5 protein-coding genes are annotated in these 16,662 nt (G+C 75.3%); 3 read left to right on the top strand and 2 right to left on the bottom strand.

What is annotated here, in order from left to right; genetic code table 11:
• Window positions 1-238: 238 nt before the first annotated feature.
• Window positions 239-757: an RNA polymerase sigma factor gene (locus ABVB68_RS31025; RefSeq protein ID WP_353604496.1), complete on the bottom strand. Its 519-nt coding sequence runs from the start codon at window positions 755-757 to the stop codon at window positions 239-241.
• A gap of 58 nt (window positions 758-815) precedes the next feature.
• Window positions 816-2,219: a phthiocerol/phthiodiolone dimycocerosyl transferase family protein gene (locus ABVB68_RS31020; protein ID WP_353604495.1), complete on the bottom strand. Its 1,404-nt coding sequence runs from the start codon at window positions 2,217-2,219 to the stop codon at window positions 816-818.
• A gap of 432 nt (window positions 2,220-2,651) precedes the next feature.
• On the opposite strand from ABVB68_RS31020, the gene ABVB68_RS31015 reads away from it, so the two are divergent.
• From ABVB68_RS31015 to ccrA, 3 genes are read left to right on the top strand one after another with little or no spacing between them, the layout of a single operon-like run.
• Window positions 2,652-11,513: a non-ribosomal peptide synthetase gene (locus tag ABVB68_RS31015; RefSeq protein WP_353604494.1), complete on the top strand. Its 8,862-nt coding sequence runs from the start codon at window positions 2,652-2,654 to the stop codon at window positions 11,511-11,513.
• Window positions 11,506-15,384 (top strand): type I polyketide synthase, encoded by a 3,879-nt coding sequence (locus ABVB68_RS31010; RefSeq protein WP_353604493.1) that lies wholly within the window; start codon window positions 11,506-11,508, stop codon window positions 15,382-15,384. Before ABVB68_RS31015 ends, ABVB68_RS31010 begins: the two co-directional genes overlap by 8 nt.
• Window positions 15,381-16,616, top strand: coding sequence for a crotonyl-CoA carboxylase/reductase (gene ccrA / locus ABVB68_RS31005; protein WP_503006386.1), 1,236 nt, complete (start codon window positions 15,381-15,383; stop codon window positions 16,614-16,616). The genes ABVB68_RS31010 and ccrA overlap by 4 nt, the downstream gene beginning before the upstream one ends.
• Window positions 16,617-16,662: the final 46 nt, after the last annotated feature.

Here is a 16,662-nt window from a genome sequence, read left to right as displayed (position 1 = left end):
CGGCCCCCCGCTCCCCCCCCCCCCCCCCCCCGTCCCGGCCGCCCGGAGGCACCGCCGGTGTCGCGCCCCTGCACGCGGCGGACGGCTCGACCGCGGGCACCGGTACGGCTCGCCCGCGGGCACCGCTGGTGTGCCGCCCGTAGGTGCCGGCCGCCGCGGACGGCCCTTGCGCTGGCGCCGGCGTGTCGTCCGTGGGCTGCGCGGGTGACTCGCCCACAGGCGCCCCCGGTGACCCGCCCTAGGCCGCCGAGGGCTGCCAGGCCTCCCGGAACCGGAGCCGGGCCCGGTGCAGGCGGGAGCGCACCGTACCCACCGGCAGGGAGAGCACCTCGGCCATCTCCTCCTCGTTGAGGCCGTACGCGCGCAGGGTGAGGACCTGCCGGTGGGACGTGGACAGCCGCTCCAGCACGTCGCTGATGTGCACGGCGTCCAGCGGGTTCGCCTGCTGGCCCGACTCGACCCGCGGATACGTTCCCTCCGCGCCGGTGCGCTTCGCGGTGCGAACGGCCTCGCGCACCGTCACCGACCGCACCCAGCCGTAGAACGCGGTCGGCTCACGCAGGGTGCGCAGACCGCGGTAGACGGCCAGGAGCGCCTCCTGAGTGGCGTCGGCGGCGTCGTCGTGGGTGACGGACCGGCACAGCCGGGCGACGTACGGGGTGATCCCGGTCAGCAGCTGGTTCATGGCCTGCTCGTCGCCCGCCTGGGCTCGGGGCAGCAGCGCCAGGGGCGTGGGGATGTCGCTGACGGTGCTCATGTCGGAAGGAGGCTCCTTACGGTGGCCGGTCGGAAGCGGCGGGCCGGTCGACCCACCCTCAGTTCGCCCGTGCGGAGACGGGCTCGGGGGCGTCGAGGAAGGCGGCGAGCCCGGCACGGACGTCGTCACGGAACGCCTTGCTGAACGAGGGGCTGAAGCAGGCGGTGAAGTGCGGGAACTCGATGGCGAGCCGCCCCTCGAAGGAGACGACGCACGCCATGACGGGACTGCGGCCCGCCTGCGGGAAATACTGCTCACGGGCGGGCACCAGCCGGACGTCGGTGGCCCGCAGCCCCTGCGGCAGCCGGGGGCCGCGCACGACGCCCATGTTCGTGGCGATCACCGTGGCCAGCTGCAACGTCGGACGGCCGGGGATCTCGGGCGTGATCCGCATCTCGTGGTACGGGCCCGCGCCGGCGACGAAGTCGCTCAGCCGGGCGTGGACGGAACGGGCCAGCGTCGTCAGGTCCGTCTCCGTGGAGACGTCCAGGGTCTGCAGATGCGTGGTGACGGCGGGCACCATGACCGCGGCGGGCAGCGGCGGCGTCAGCCGGGACCGCAGGTCGACGGGGGAGAGGCAGCCGAGCGTGCGCGGCCCGTCGCCCGGCAGGCGACGGCGTGCCGCCGCGAGAAGGGCCGCACAGACCAGGGCGTGCACGGACACGCCGGCCCGCCGCGCGGTCTGCCGCAGACGGGTGGTGCGCTCCTCGTCGAGGGTCAGCCGGCACACCTCGATGCGCCCGCCCCCGGCCGTGCCGGTGCCGCCCGGACCGGTGACGGCGGCGGAGCCAGTGCCGGTGCCGCCCGGACCGGTGACGCCGGCGGAGCCAGTGCCGGTGGCGTCGTCTGCGGCCGCCGGCGGCACGTCGTAGGGGACCAGTTCCACCGGGTGCCGCCGTGACTCCTCCACGCGCCGGTCGAGATACGCGGCGGTCCCGGCCGGATCGGCGGCGGGCAGCAACCGGCTGACGGGCTCGGGCCAGTCGGGTGCGGCGCCCGGAGCCCCGGCGGCCGCGCCCGGCTCCTCCTCGCCCTCGACCAGGGCCCGGTAACGGTCCCAGATCTCGTTGTGCAGCGCGATGCTGCTGTGCCCGTCCGTGACGGTGTGGTCCACCGAGAGGACGAACAGGTGGGCGTCGCCCTCCGGCGCACTCACCAGAACCGCACGGCTCAGCGGGCCGCCCAGCGACAGCGGGGTGTTCAGCTCCGCCGCGTACGCGTCCGGCACGAGGCCGGTCCGGGTGGTCAGCCGCGGCCGCTCGCCCTCGCCCAGCAGGCTCAGTGCGAAGCCCCCGCCCTCGGGGACGATGCGGGTCCGCAGCGACGGATGCGCCCGCGTGACCGCGTCGAACGCCGCAGACAGCGCCTCGACGTCGATGTGACCGCGCAAGGTGGTGGAGAGCACCGCCCTGCTTCTCTGCCCGACGTACAGCGTCTCCACCGGACACAAAGCACGGTGCATGTCCTCGGCCCTCATTTCCGTCCGCCCATTCCTGAGACCCGGATCGCTGACGGTCCGTCACCATTCGCGGGATCGACTCAACGTCCCTTCGAGAGTGCATGGTTGGGGCCGCGCGAATCCACCCGGGGAGGCGCGAGGCGCGAAAGTCGCGGAATTTCCCTAGAGCTTGCCGGAGGCCGTTCTATCCCCGCCCCCGCGTACTTCAGGGAAAAACCTGAATTCGCCTTCCCGGGGCCGGACCGGCTTGACCGGATCCGCCCTGCTGCCGCAGCGTGAGGACCTCGTAACCGGCGGTGGGGCCGCGGACCCGGCCCCGCCCTCGGCGTGCGGCCGTCCTTCTCCCGCCCCGTGGGCGAGGTCGCACCACCCCTGTCCGACCGTCCGGGCTCTTCCCGGCCGGGACATTACGGCTTGCCACGTGAGGGTTGTGCTATGTCACTCCACGAGGAGTCACTCCGCGAGGACGAACGTCGACCGCTGTCCGGAGCCCAGGAGGGCCTGTGGTACGCGCAGCGGCTGGCACCCGACAGCACCGCGTACAACACGGCGGAGGCGGTGGAGATCCACGGCGCCCTCGACACCGCTCTGTTCGAGACCGCGCTGCGCCGCACCGTCGGCGAGGCCGGCACGTTCGCGCTGCGCTTCTCCGACACCGACGACGGCCCCCGCTGCCACCGGGCACCGGAGGCGGACGACTGGCCGCTGCACCGGGTCGACGTCAGCGACGCCCCCGACCCGGAGGACGCCGCCTGGGAGTGCGTCCGGGGCGAACTGGCGACCCCGGTGGACACGGACAAGGGCCCGCTGTTCTCGCACACCCTCCTCACCCTCGCCGCCGACCGGCACATGTGGCTGCTGAGGGCCCATCACATCCTCCTCGACGGCTACAGCTACAAACTCCTCGGCCGCCGCCTCGCCGACACCTACAACGCGCTCGCCGAGGGACGTGAGCCCGGCCCCTCCGGCTTCGCGCCCGAGAGCCGGCTGCGGACGGAGGAGGCCGCCTACCTCGCCTCCGAGCGCTGCGCCCGCGACCGCGACCACTGGACGCGGCGACTGGCCGGACTGCCGGAGCCGGCCCGGCTCACCCGCCGCACCGCCCCGCCTCAGGCCCCGTTCCTGCGCCGCACCGCGGAAGTGGACGCCGCCGCCGTCAAGGCCCTGTCCGCCGCCGCGGCCCGGCTCGACGTCACCCGCACCGACCTGCTGACCGCCGCCGTCGCCGGCTACCTGCACCGCATGACCGGCACCGACGACCTCGTGCTCGGCATGGCCACCATGAGCCGGCTCGGCAGCGCGGCGCTGCGCACCCCGGGCACCGCCTCCGCCGTCCTGCCGCTGCGCGTGGCCGCCGACCCCGGTACCCCCCTCGCCGACTTCGCGCGGAACGTGGCCGCGGAACTGGCCGCGCTGCGCCGGCACCAGCAGTACCGGGGCGAGTTCATCCGCCGCGACCTGGGCCTGCTCGGCACCGGGCGCCGGCTGTACGGACCGGTGCTCAACATCGTCCCGTTCACCGAGACCCTGGACTTCGGCGGCCACCCGACGACCTGGCACCACCTCTCCGGCGGCGCCGTCGACGACCTGCAGATCTCCGTGCGGCCCGGAACCCGGCCCGGCGGTCTGTGGCTGGCCCTCGACGCCAACCCGGCCCTCTACGACGAGAGCGAACTCGCCCTCCACCGTGACCGGTTCGTGGCCCTGCTGCACAGGCTGGCGACGGCCGCGCCCACGACACCGCTCGGGGAACTGGACCTGCTGCTGCCCGGCGAGCACCCCGGCGGCCGGCCCGGCCGGGACCTGCCCGTCACCGCGACGCTCACCGAGCTGTTCGAGCGGCAGGCGCACGCCCGGCCGGACCGGGTGGCGGTGACCCACGAAGGCGGCCGGCTCACCTACGCCGAACTGAACGCCGAGGCCAACCGGCTGGCCCGGCTCCTGGCCGAGCGCGGTGCGGGCCCGGGCCGGGTGGTGGCGCTGGCGCTGCACCGCGGCCCCCGGCTGCTGCCCGCCCTGCTGGCGGTCCTCAAGACCGGCGCCGCCTACCTGCCGATGGACCCCGGACACCCCGCGCAGCGCCTGCGGCTGGTCATGGCGGACGCGGCCCCCGTGCTCCTGGTGACCGAGAGCGGCCTCGCCGACGACCTCGGCGGTGACGTCCCCACCGTCGTCCTGGACGATCCCGCCGTCGAGACGGACCTCGCCGCACGGGCGGCCGGCGACCTGACCGACGCCGACCGCACGGGCCCGACGAGCCCGGCGGACATCGCGTACATCATCCACACGTCCGGCTCCACCGGCCGCCCCAAGGGCGTGCCCGTCGCGCACGCGAACGTCGTCCGGCTCTTCGCCGCCACGGCCGAGCACTTCGACTTCGGCGCCGACGACGTCTGGACCCTGTTCCACTCCTACGCCTTCGACTTCTCGGTGTGGGAGATCTGGGGCGCCCTGCTGCACGGCGGCCGGCTCGTCGTCGTACCGTACGCCGTCAGCCGCTCCCCGCGGGACTTCCTGAGGCTGCTGCACGACGAGGGCGTGACCGTCCTCAACCAGACCCCGTCCGCCTTCGAGCAGCTGATGGACGCCGACGCCGGCCGGCCGGGCGGGGCGGGCGCGCTGCGCCACGTCGTCTTCGGCGGCGAGGCACTGCGCCCCGAGCGGCTGCGCCCGTGGGCCGACCGGCACGGCCTCGAACGCCCGGCACTGGTCAACATGTACGGCATCACCGAGACCACCGTGCACGTCACCCACCACCGCATCACCCCCGCCGACCTGACGGACCCGCGTCGCGGCAGCGTCATCGGCACCCCGCTCGCCGATCTGCGCGTCCATCTGCTGGACGGTGCCGGCCGGCCGGTCCCGCCGGGCGCCGTCGGCGAGTTGTACGTCGCCGGCGCGGGCCTGGCCACCGGATACCTGCACCGGCCCGACCTGACCGCCGAGCGGTTCCTCGACGACCCCTTCGGCCCGCCCGGCAGCCGCATGTACCGCTCCGGCGACCTCGCCCGGCGCCGCGCCGACGGCACCCTCGAATACCTCGGCCGCGCCGACCAGCAGGTGCAACTGCGCGGCTTCCGTGTGGAACCCGGCGAGATCGAGGCCGTCCTTGCCGGCCACCCGCGGATCTCCCGGGCCGCCGTCGTCGTACGCCGGGCCGGCAACGGCGCCCGGCAGCTCGTCGCCTACACCGTGGCCGCCGGCACCCCGGCGCCCAGCCCGGCGGAGCTGCGCGCCCACGCCGCCGCCCGGCTGCCCGACCACATGGTCCCCGCGGCCTGCGTGCCCGTCGACGCGCTCCCGCTGACCGCCAACGGCAAGCTCGACGTCGAGGCCCTGCCCGCACCCGACTTCACCGCCGCGGCGGCCGGCGCGCGTCCCGGGACCGCGCAACAAGCACTGCTGTGCGGCCTGTTCGAGGACGTGCTGCGGCTGCCCCGGGACACGGTCGGCACCGACGCCAACTTCTTCGACCTGGGCGGCGACTCGCTGCTCGCCACCCGTCTGCTCGCCCGGCTGCGGCACCGCACCGGCGCCGAGGTGCCCATCACCGCCCTGTTCGAGGAGCCGACCCCCGCCGCCCTCGCGGCACGCCTCGGCCACACCTCGGGTGCCGCTCCCGGGCGCCCCGTCCTCGGCGCGGGCGACCGGCCGGAACGCGTCCCGCTGTCGTTCGCCCAGGAACGCATGTGGTTCCTGAACCGGCTCGACGACTCGACGGCGACCTACAACATCCCGCTGGCCGTACCGCTCGGCCCCGAAGCGGACGCCGAGGCACTGCGGGCGGCACTGGGCGACCTCGCCGACCGGCACGAGAGCCTGCGCACCCTGTTCGCCGAGTACGACGGGATGCCCTACCAGCGGATCCTGCCGCCGGGGCGGCTGCGCCCGGAGCTGCACCGGGTGGACTGCCCGGCCGAGGAGATCGGTGCGCACGTCGCCACGGCGTCCCGGCACCGGTTCGACCTGACGGGTGAAAGCCCCCTGCGGGCCTGGCTGTTCGGGACCGGCGAGGAGCGGACGCTGCTGCTCGTGCTGCATCACAGCGCGGCCGACGGCTGGTCGCTGCGTCCCCTCGCCGACGACCTGACCGCGGCCTACGCGGCGCGCCGCGCGGGCACGGCCCCGGCCTGGGACGCGCTGCCCGTGCAGTACGCCGACCACGCGCTCTGGCAGCGCGCCCTGCTCGCCCCCGAACCGGAGGGCACGGGGCATGCGGAACGGCTCGTCGCGTACTGGCGCGAGGCCCTCGCCGGTCTGCCCGAGGAGTGCACCCTGCCCGCCGACCGGCCCCGCCCCACGGCGGCGCGCGACGGCGCCCACGTCACGCGGCACGTGGACGCCGCCCTGCACCGGGAGCTGCTGCGCCTGGCGGACTCCGCGGGCGCCAGCCTGTTCATCGTGCTGCACGCCGTGCTCAGCGCCCTGCTCACCCGGTGCGGCGCCGGAGAGGACGTCGTCGTCGGCGTGCCCGTCGCCGGCCGTTCGGAACCCGGCCTGGACGACCTGATCGGCCTGATCACCAACACCCTCGTCCTGCGCGCCGACACCTCCGGCGACCCCGCCTTCCGGGACCTGCTGGCCCGGCTGCGCCCGGCGGACCTGGCCGCCCTGGACCACCAGGAGCTGCCCTTCGACCGGCTGGTGGACGAGCTGAACCCGCCCCGCCTGCCCGGCCGCCACCCGCTGTTCCAGGTCATGCTCGCCCTGCAGAACAACGAGCCCGCGGTGCTCCGGCTGGAGGGTCGGGAGGTGCCGCTGCGGCCCACCGCCACCGGCACCGCCAAGTTCGACCTCTTCGTCGACGTCCTCGAACGGCACACCCCGGACGGCACCCCCGGCGGTCTCGAACTGCACGTCGAGTACGCCACCGACCTCTACGACGCGGCCACGGCCGAGGAGTTCGCCCGCACGCTGCGCAGCGCGCTGGACGCCGTGGCCGCGAACCCGGACGTACGGCTCGGCGAGCTGCCGGCTCCGGGCCCCCGCACCCCCCTCGCGGCCCCCGCGGCCGACGCGACCGGCCTGGTGGACGCGGCGCTCTCCGTGCCCGGCATCCGCGACGCCGTCGCCCTGCCCGCGAACGACGGGGGCCCCGTGCGGCTGTTCGTGGTACCGGGTCGTGCCGAGGCCACCGAAGGCGTCGAACGGATCATGGACCGCACCGGTGCCGGGGCGGTCCGCGTCACCGCGGTCGGCACACTGCCCCGCACCGCCGACGGCACGCTCGACACCGCCGCCCTCGACGCCCTGCCCGCCGTCGACCGGGCCGCCGCCGAGTCCTGGCGACAGCGCCTCTCCCGCCTCCCCGGCGTCGGCACGGCCGAAGTCGCCGTGGAGCACGCCCCGGAGGAACTCGGCCGCCGGCACGCGGGCCCGCCGCGCCGCGCCCCGCAGCCGGCACCGGCCGCCGGGCCGCGCACGGCGGCCGGCGCGAAACCGGCACTGAGCGAGGGACCGGAACTGACCGAGCCGTCCGTGCCCGGCTGGGCCGAGGCCCTGGTCCGCGCCGCCGAACGGGCCCGCGGCGACATCGTGCACGTGCACGCCGACGGCACCGAGACACACCGCGACTACGCCTCCCTCGTCCCCGAGGCCTCCCGGGTCCTGGCGGGACTGCGGCGGGCCGGGCTGCGCCCCGGCGACCAGGTGATCCTCCAGTGCGACGCGAGCGAGGACTTCCTCGCCGTGCTGTGGGGCTGCATCCTCGGCGGCTTCGTCGCCGTACCGCTCACCGTCCCCGCCTCCTACGCCACGTCCTCGGCGGCGCTCACCAAGCTGGAGGGCATCTGGCGGATGCTCGGCCGGCCCTGGATCGTGTGCTCGCCGGCACTCGAGGCCGGTCTGCGGGACGTGGCGGAGCGGCAGAACTGGCCCGCGATGCGGCTGACCACGGCCGACGCGCTCAGGGACGCCCCCGAGGACCGCGACTGGTACGCCGCCCGGCCGGACGACCTCATCCTGATGCTGATGACCTCCGGCAGCACCGGACTGCCCAAGGCCGTACGCCTGACCCATCGGGGCGTGCTCACCAGGTCCGCCGCCACCGAGGCCATGAACGGGCTCGGCGAGCGGGACGTCACCCTCAACTGGATCCCCCTCGACCACGTCACCGGCGTGGTGATGTTCCACCTGCGGGACGTCTACCTCGGCTGCCGGCAGATCCACGCGCCCACCTCCTGGATCCTTCAGGAGCCGCTGCGCTGGATGGACCTCGCCCACCGGCACCGGGTCACGGTCACCTGGGCACCCAACTTCGCCTTCGGGCTGCTGGCCGAACAGGCCCCCCGCTTCCGGGACCGGCAGTGGGACCTGACCCCGATGCGGCTGGTGATGAACGCCGGCGAGGTCGTCGTGGCCACCGCCGCCCGCGGCTTCCTGCACGCACTGCGCCCCTTCGGGCTGCCGCAGGACGTGATGCACCCCGGCTGGGGCATGTCGGAGACGTGCTCGGTGGTCACTGACTCCGTCCTGCCCGCCGAGGCGCCCGGCACCGACGAGACGTTCGTCAGCTGCGGCCTGCCCTACCCCGGCTTCGCCATGCGGATCGTCGACGAGCACGCCGCGCTGCTGGCCGAGGGCGACGTCGGCCGGCTCCAGGTCCGCGGCACCTCCGTGACCCGCGGCTACCACGACAACCCGGCCGCGAACGCGGAGGCGTTCACCGGCGACGGCTGGTTCGACACCGGCGACCTGGCGTTCCTGCGCGACGGCGAGCTGTACATCACCGGCCGCGCCAAGGACGTCATCATCGTCAACGGCGTCAACCACTACAGCCACGAGATCGAGGCCTGCGTCGAGCAACTGCCCTGTGTCGTACGCAGCTTCACCGCCGCCTGCGCGGTCCGCTCCGACCCGTCCTCGCCCACCGACGAACTCGCCCTGTTCTTCCACCTCACCCCCGGAGCCGACCGGGCCGCCGCGCTGCGCGAGATCGCGGGCAAGGTGACCCGGGAGATCGGCGTCAGCCCGGCCTTCCTCGTCCCGGTCGGCCCCGACGCCGTCCCGAAGACCGAGATCGGCAAGATCCAGCGGACCAGGCTGCGCAAGAGCTTCGAGGCGGGCGCCTTCGACGACGAGGTCCGCGAGGCACAGCTGCTGCTGGGCACCGCCGCCACCCTCCCGGACTGGTTCCTGCGGCCGGTATGGCAGCCCGCCGAGCAGCACCACCCGCGGCGCCGGGCACCGGGGCGGCACACCCTCGTCCTGGCGGGCGGCGACCCGCGGTCCCACGACCTCGCCGAGCGCCTGGCCCGGTCGCTGCGTGCCGGCGGCGGCCTGTGCACCCTGGTCACCGACGGCCCGTCGTACGAGCGGCTGGACGCCGCCCGCTACCGGATCCGGCCCACCGAGGACACCGACCACGCGGCGCTGCTGCGGGCGCTGGAGACCGACCGGCGTCCCGTCGACGCCGTCGTGCACCTCGGCGCGCTGCACACGGGGCACGCAGGAGAGGCCGTACCCGAGAACGCCGCACCCGACGAGGCCGTACCCGAAGAAGCCGGACCCGAGAACGCCGTACCCCACGACGCCGCACCCGACGAGGCCGGTGCCCTCTCCCTGCTGGCGCTCGCCCGGGCCCTCGTCTCCCGGCCCGGCGGACCGCACCCGGTGGACCTGCTGTACGTCACGACGGGCGCCCAGGCCGTCACCGCACAGGACCGTCCCGACCCGGCACAGGCCATGGCCGGCGCCGTACTGAAGTCGCTGCCCGAGGAGTCCGGCCGGCTGCGCTGCGTCCACCTCGACCTCGATCCGCACGGCGACGAGGACGACGAGGCCGTCGTGGCCCTGCTGTCGGCCGAAGCGGCGAACACACCCGTCGACACGGAGGTGGCCCGACGCGGCGGACGGCGTCATGTCCGGCGGCTGGCCCCGCCACCGGAACCGGCGGCCCGCCAGGAACCGCCCGCGGCCGACGGCTTCCACCTGATCAGCGGAGGCCTGGGCGGCGTCGGCACCGAACTCGCCGCGCACCTCCTGCGGACGCCCGGCACCCGGCTGCTGGTCCTCGGACGCACGCCGCTGCCCGCGGCGGACACCTGGGAGCGGTACCCGGCCGACGGGACCCCCGTGGCCGCCCGTGTGGCGGCGGCACGGCGGCTGCGGCGACTGGGCGAGGTGCGCTACGCGTGCGCCGACGTCACCGACGAACGGCAGGTACGGGAAGCCGTCGACGCGGCCACCGAGGCATGGGGCGTCCCGCTGGTGTCGGTGCTGCACCTCGCCGGCGCCCTGGTCGAACGGCCCGTCGGCGAACTGGACCGCGCCACATGGCGCGAGGCCCTGGACGCCAAGGCGCGCGGCGCGTGGACCCTGCACCGCGTCACCGCGGACCGCCCGGTCACCTCCTTCGTCACCTTCTCCTCGGTGAACGGCTACTTCGGCGGCGCCATGAACACCGCCTACGCCGCGGCCAACGCCTACCTCGACGCGCTCGCCCTGCACCGCCGCGCCCTCGGCCTGCCCGCGCAGAGCCTGGCCTGGAGCATGTGGCACGAGCGAGGCATGAGCAGCGGCTACCGGCTCACCGCGCTCACCGAGGCCCGCGGCTACCGGGTGCTGGACGGCACCGCCGCGCTGCGCTCCTTCGACCTCGCCCGCGCCCTCGGCGAACCCCACCTCCTGATCGGTGCCGACCGCACCGCACCCTGGGTCCGCAGCCATGTGCTCGAACCGGCCCGGCAGGTGAGGCGGCTGGCCGGGCGCGTCACCCTGGAGGAGGGCGCGGACCTCGGCGCGCTGTACCGGGCGGCCGCCGACGCCGCGGGCGGTGACCACTGGGTGCTGCGCGCCGCCGGAAGCGCCGCGCAGCCGGCGGCGGCCACCGACGCGGGGGAGCGGATCCTCGCCCTGGAGGGCCGGCTCGCCGGGCTGTGGTGCGCCGTCCTCGGGCGCGACCGGGTGGGCCGGGACGAGAACTTCTTCGACCTGGGCGGCAATTCGCTGCTCCTGGTCGCCGCCCAGAACGCCGTCAACCGGGACCTCGGCTGCGACCTGTCGGTCGTCGACCTCTTCGCCCACCCGACGGTGCGCGACCTGGCCCGCCATCTGGCGGCCCTGACCGGTCCGCAGGCGGCGCACCCGCCGGCGGGCGATCCGCAGGCGAACGATCCCCAGGCGGCGGACCCGCGGGCGGCCGACCCCCGGGCGGGCGATGCGCGGGCGGAGGCCGGGAGCACCGGGACCACCGGGAGCCCGGGCGCGCTGGAGCGCGCCAAGGAACAGGCACAGCGGCAGCGCGCGGCCCGGGCCCGCCGCTCCGCACGGCAAGGGAAGGACCGAGGCCATGCATGAGACGACCGGACCGCAGGACGAGCAGGCGCCCGCCGTCGCCGTGATCGGCATGGCCGGCCGCTTCCCCGGCGCCGACGACCTGGACGCCTTCTGGGACAACCTGGCGGCCGGACACGAGTCGGTGCGGCCCGTCACCGACGAGGAGTTCCTCGCCGCCGGCGGCGACCGGCGCGACCTCGACGACCCGTCGCTGATCCGCATGGCGTCGGTCGTGGAGGGCATCGACCGCTTCGACTCCGGCTTCTTCGGCTACACCCCCGCCGAGGCCGCCGTCGTCGACCCGCAGCAACGGCTGCTGCTCCAGACCGCCTACCACGCGCTGGAGGACGCCGGCCGCCTCCGCACCGGCGCCGACAACGGCACCTTCGGCGTGTACGCGGGCAGCGGAGACAGCCGCTACTACCCCGCCCACGTCCATCCCGGATACGCCGGGCAGCCCGGATCGGTGGAGCTGGTGCACGCGGCCACCGCCAACTCCCTCGGCACGCTCGCCACCCGCATCTCCTACGAGCTGGGGCTGACCGGCCCGAGCCTGTCGCTGCAGACGGCCTGTTCCACGGCGCTCGTCGCCCTCCACACCGCCTGCCAGGACCTGCTCGACCACCGCTGCGACACCGCGCTGGCCGCCGCCGCCTCCCTCAACCCCTCCGCCCTGCTCGGCTACCGCTACGTGCCCGACGGCCCCTTCTCACCCGACGGCCACTGCCGCGCGTTCGCCGCGGACGCCGCCGGCACCTCCTCCGGCGACGGCGTCGGCGCCGTCGTACTCAAGCGGCTGGAGGACGCCCTGGCGGACGGCGACCGCATCCGCGCCGTCGTCCGGGGCAGCGCCGTCAACAACGACGGGCGCCGCAAGGTCGGCTTCAGCGCGCCCAGCGCCGCCGGACAGACCGAGGTCATCCTCGCCGCGCAGGCCCAGGCCATGGTCGACGCCGACACCATCGGCCTGGTCGAGGCGCACGGCACCGCCACCCGGCTCGGCGACCCCATCGAGGTGGCCGCGCTCACCGAGGCCTTCCGGCAGTCCACACGGCGACAGGGCTACTGCGCCCTCGGCTCGGTGAAGACCAACATCGGCCACCTCGGGGCGGCCGCCGGCATCGCCGGACTCGTCAAGGCGGTCCTCGCCCTCGAACACCGGCAGATCCCACCCAGCCTCCACTTCGAACACCCCAACCCCCTCATCGACTTCGGCGCCGGCCCCTTCCGGGTCCCCACCGCCCTGGCGGACTGGCCCGCGGCCGGACACCCCCGGCGGGCCGCGGTCAGCGCCTTCGGCATCGGCGGCACCAACGCCCACGTCATCCTGGAGGAGGCGCCGCCCACCGCACCCGCCCCGCCCCGCGCGCCCGAGGACGGCCGGCGCCTGGTGCTGCCGCTGTCCGCGCGCACGGCCGGCGCCCTGCGCGGCCAGGCCGAACAACTCGCCCGCCACCTCCAGCGCCGCCCGGAACTGCGCCTCGACGACGTGGCACACTCCCTGCGCACCGACCGGCCCGCGCTGCGCCACCGCCTGACGGTGACGGCCGCCTCCCGGGACGAGGCCCTGTCGGCACTGCGCGACGCCGCACCCGGCACCCCGCCGCCGTCCGACGAGCCCGCCCGGGTGGCGTTCCTCCTGCCCGGCGGCGGCACCCAGTACCCGGGCATGGGAGCGGAGCTCTACCGCGAGCACGACGTCTACCGCGACGTCGTCGACGACTGCGCGCGCATCCTGCGCCCGGCCCTCGGCGCCGACGTGCGCACCGCCCTGTTCGAGCGGCGGCAGCCCGACAGCACGAGCACGTTCCTCGCCCTCGTCGTCACCGAATACGCCCTCGCCCGCACCCTCATGGCGGCCGGCGTACGCCCGGACGCGCTCATCGGCCACTCGCTCGGCGAGTACACCGCGGCCTGCCTGGCCGGGGTCATCGACCTCGACGACATGCTGCCCCTGGTCACCGAACGGATCCGGCTGATCAGCTCCGCGGGCGGGGCGACCGTCGGGGTGGCGGCCCCGGTCGAGGAGGTGCTGCCGCTCCTCGACGGCGAGCTGTCCCTGGCCGCGGTGAACGGCCCCGCCGCCTGCACCGTCGCCGGGTACGACGCCGCCGTGACCCGCCTGGAGGCCGAACTGGCCCGCCGCGACCTGCCGTTCCGCCGGCTGCGGATACCCGCCGCCGCCCACTCGCATGTGCTGGACCCGGTACTGGAGACGTACGAGAAGCACCTGCGCGGCGTCACCCTGCGCCCGCCCCGGATCCCGTTCGTCACCAACGTCACCGGTACCTGGATCACCGACGCCCAGGCCACCTCGGTCCGGCACTGGATCGCCCACACCCGCGACACCGTACGGTTCGCCGACGGCGTCACCGCCCTGTGGGAGCGCGGACGCCCGGTCCTGGTGGAGATCGGGCCGGCGGACACGCTCACCAAGCTGGCGGCGGCCCAGCTGGCGCCCGAGACACCGGTGACGGTGACCACCATGCGGCACGCCAAGGCCGACGCCTCCGACGGGTTCGTCCTCACCGAGGCACTGGGCCGGCTGTGGAGCGCGGGCGTGGACAGCGCGCTGCCGGCCGTCCCGGACACCGCCCGGCGGGCACCGCTGCCCCCCTACGCGTTCGAACGGCACCGCCACTGGATCGACGCCCCCGGCGCCCGCACCGGCGCCACCGACACCGCGGCCGCGCCGGACACGGGCCCGGCCCTCGGACCGCGGCCCCGGCTCACGACCGAGCACGTGCCCCCGCGCACCGACCGCGAACAGGCCGTCACCCGGCTGTGGGAGGAGACCCTCGGCATCGGCGGCATCGGCGTGCACGACAACTTCTTCGACCTGGGCGGCGACTCGATGCGCGCCGTCCTGCTGGCGGGCCGGCTGCGGCGGGCCGGTGTGCTGGACCTGCCCGCCGCGACACTGCTGGCGGCGCCCACCGTCGCCGGTGTGCTCGCCGCGACCGACGGCACCGGCGGGCAGCCGGAGAGCGGCGGCGCGAACGCCCTCGCCCCCCTGCTGCCGCTGCGCGCCGAGGGCGGCGCCGCACCGCTGTTCTGCGTCCACCCCGGCGCGGGCGTGTCCTGGCGGTACACCGGTCTGCTGCCCCACCTGGGCGGCGATCAGCCGGTCTACGGCATCCAGGCGGCCGGGCTCGACGGCTCCCGCCCGCCCGCACCGGACGCCGCCGCCATGGTCGCCTCCTACGTCGAACTCGTCCGGGAGGCCCAGCCGCACGGGCCCTACCGGCTCCTGGGCTGGTCGTACGGCGGTTTCGTGGCCCACGCGATGGCCTGCGCCCTGCAGGAGCGGGGTGAACGGGTGGAACTGCTGGCGATGCTGGACGCTCCCCAGCCCCACGGCAGCGCGTACGACGCCGCGGGGGCCGAACGGCAGGTCGCCGCCCTGCTGATGCGGGTGGCCGGGCTGCCGGTGGAACCGGGCGCGGCCGACGTGCCGGCCGTGCCGGACGTCCTCGACCGTATCGAGGCCGACGTCACGGCGGACCCGGCGAGTTCGCCGGTGACCCGTGCCGAGGCGGCGGCCATCGCCGCGGTCATGCGCAACAACCTGCGCATCGCGCCCCAGTTCGCGCCCGGAGTCTTCCACGGGGACGTGCTGTTCTTCGGCGCGGCCCGGGAAGAAGCCGCGGACTTCCCCGGCGATCTCGCCGTGCTGCCCGGCAAGGCCGACGGCTGGCGGCCCTACGTCGACGGAACCCTCCACACCCACAGCGTGCCGTGCGGGCACTACGAGATGACCGAACCCGAACCCATGGCCCTGATCGGCGCCACGGTCGCCGAGGCGCTGCGCCGGGCCGGCGACCGGAGCACCGGCCGCACACCCGACCTTCCGGCCCCAGGGGGCCTCGACCGTGCAGGAGATCCCACGTGACCGCGACCGCGCCCCAGGACCTCTACGACCTCGGTGATGCGCCGGAACTCGGCACCGCGCCCCGGCAGATGTACGCCTCCCTCATCCGCCGTGAACGCTACGGCCGACCCGTCGACGCGTTCCGCACGGAGGTCGTCGACGTCCCCCCGGTGCGGCGCGGGCAGGTGCTCGTCAAGGTGATGGCGGCCGGGGTCAACTACAACAACGTCTGGGCGGCGCTCGGCCATCCGCTCGACGTGATCGCCGCCCGGCAGAAGGCCGGCGCCGCGGAGGACTTCCACATCGGCGGCTCCGATCTGTCCGGCATCGTGTGGGCCGTCGGCGAGGACGTGCGCGGGGTGCGGCTCGGCGACGAGGTCGTCGTGCTCGCCAGCCGCTGGGACGAGTCGGCCGAGGACATCCGGCTCGGCGGCGACCCGGCCGTCTCCGGCACCCAGCGCGTGTGGGGGTACGAGGAGAACTACGGCTCCTTCGCGCAGTTCGCGGTCGTCGACGACTACATGTGCCACCCCAAGCCCGCCCGGCTGTCCTGGGCGGAGTCCGCCTGCTACATGGCGACGGCGGCCACCGCCTACCGCCAGCTGTTCGGCTGGCAGCCGCACACGGTCCGGCCCGGCGACCCCGTGCTGATCTGGGGCGGCGCCGGCGGTCTCGGCAGCATCGCCATCCAGCTCGTCCGGCACGTCGGCGGCATCCCGGTCGCGGTCGTCTCCAGCGAGGAGCGCGGCGAGTTCTGCGTGAAGCTCGGCGCACAGGGGTGGATCGACCGGCGCGAGTTCGACCACTGGGGCCGGATGCCGGACACCTCGGACGAGGCGGCGATGGGCCGCTGGCTGACCGGGGCCCGGGCCTTCGGGCGGCGCTTCTGGGAGGTGCTCGGCGAACGCCGCAGCCCGCGCATCGTGCTGGAGCACTCGGGTGCCGACACCATCCCGACCTCCATGTACCTGTGCGACGACGGGGGCATGGTCGTCATCTGCGGCGGCACCACCGGCTACAACGGGGACGTGGACCTGCGGTTCCTGTGGATGCGGCAGAAGCGCCTGCAGGGCTCGCACGTGGCGAGCGCCCGGGAGGCACGGGAGGTGACCCGGCTGATCGACCAGGGCGTCGTCGACCCGTGCCTGTCGCGGACGTTCGGTTTCGAGGAGATCGGCCTGGCGCACCAGCTCATCCACGACAACCGCCACCCGGCGGGCAACATGGCGGTCCTGGTCAACGCACCGGCCTGACGACCCCCAGGGACCGGCGCCCGACCCACCGGCCTCACGGCCCGGG

Source organism: Streptomyces sp. NPDC096012 (assembly GCF_040426375.1).
Classification (GTDB): domain Bacteria; phylum Actinomycetota; class Actinomycetes; order Streptomycetales; family Streptomycetaceae; genus Streptomyces.
Note: the sequence above shows the minus strand (reverse complement) of the source record. Positions and strands in the feature narration are given on the sequence as shown.

Bases quoted from the DNA above. Each gene is read 5' to 3' on its own strand.
- ABVB68_RS31010 (WP_353604493.1), top strand. From the start codon at position 11,506: ATGCATGAGACGACCGGACCGCAGGACGAGCAGGCGCCCGCCGTCGCC.
- ABVB68_RS31025 (WP_353604496.1), bottom strand. From the start codon at position 757: ATGAGCACCGTCAGCGACATCCCCACGCCCCTGGCGCTGCTGCCCCGA.
- ABVB68_RS31020 (WP_353604495.1), bottom strand. From the start codon at position 2,219: ATGCACCGTGCTTTGTGTCCGGTGGAGACGCTGTACGTCGGGCAGAGA.
- ABVB68_RS31015 (WP_353604494.1), top strand. From the start codon at position 2,652: ATGTCACTCCACGAGGAGTCACTCCGCGAGGACGAACGTCGACCGCTG.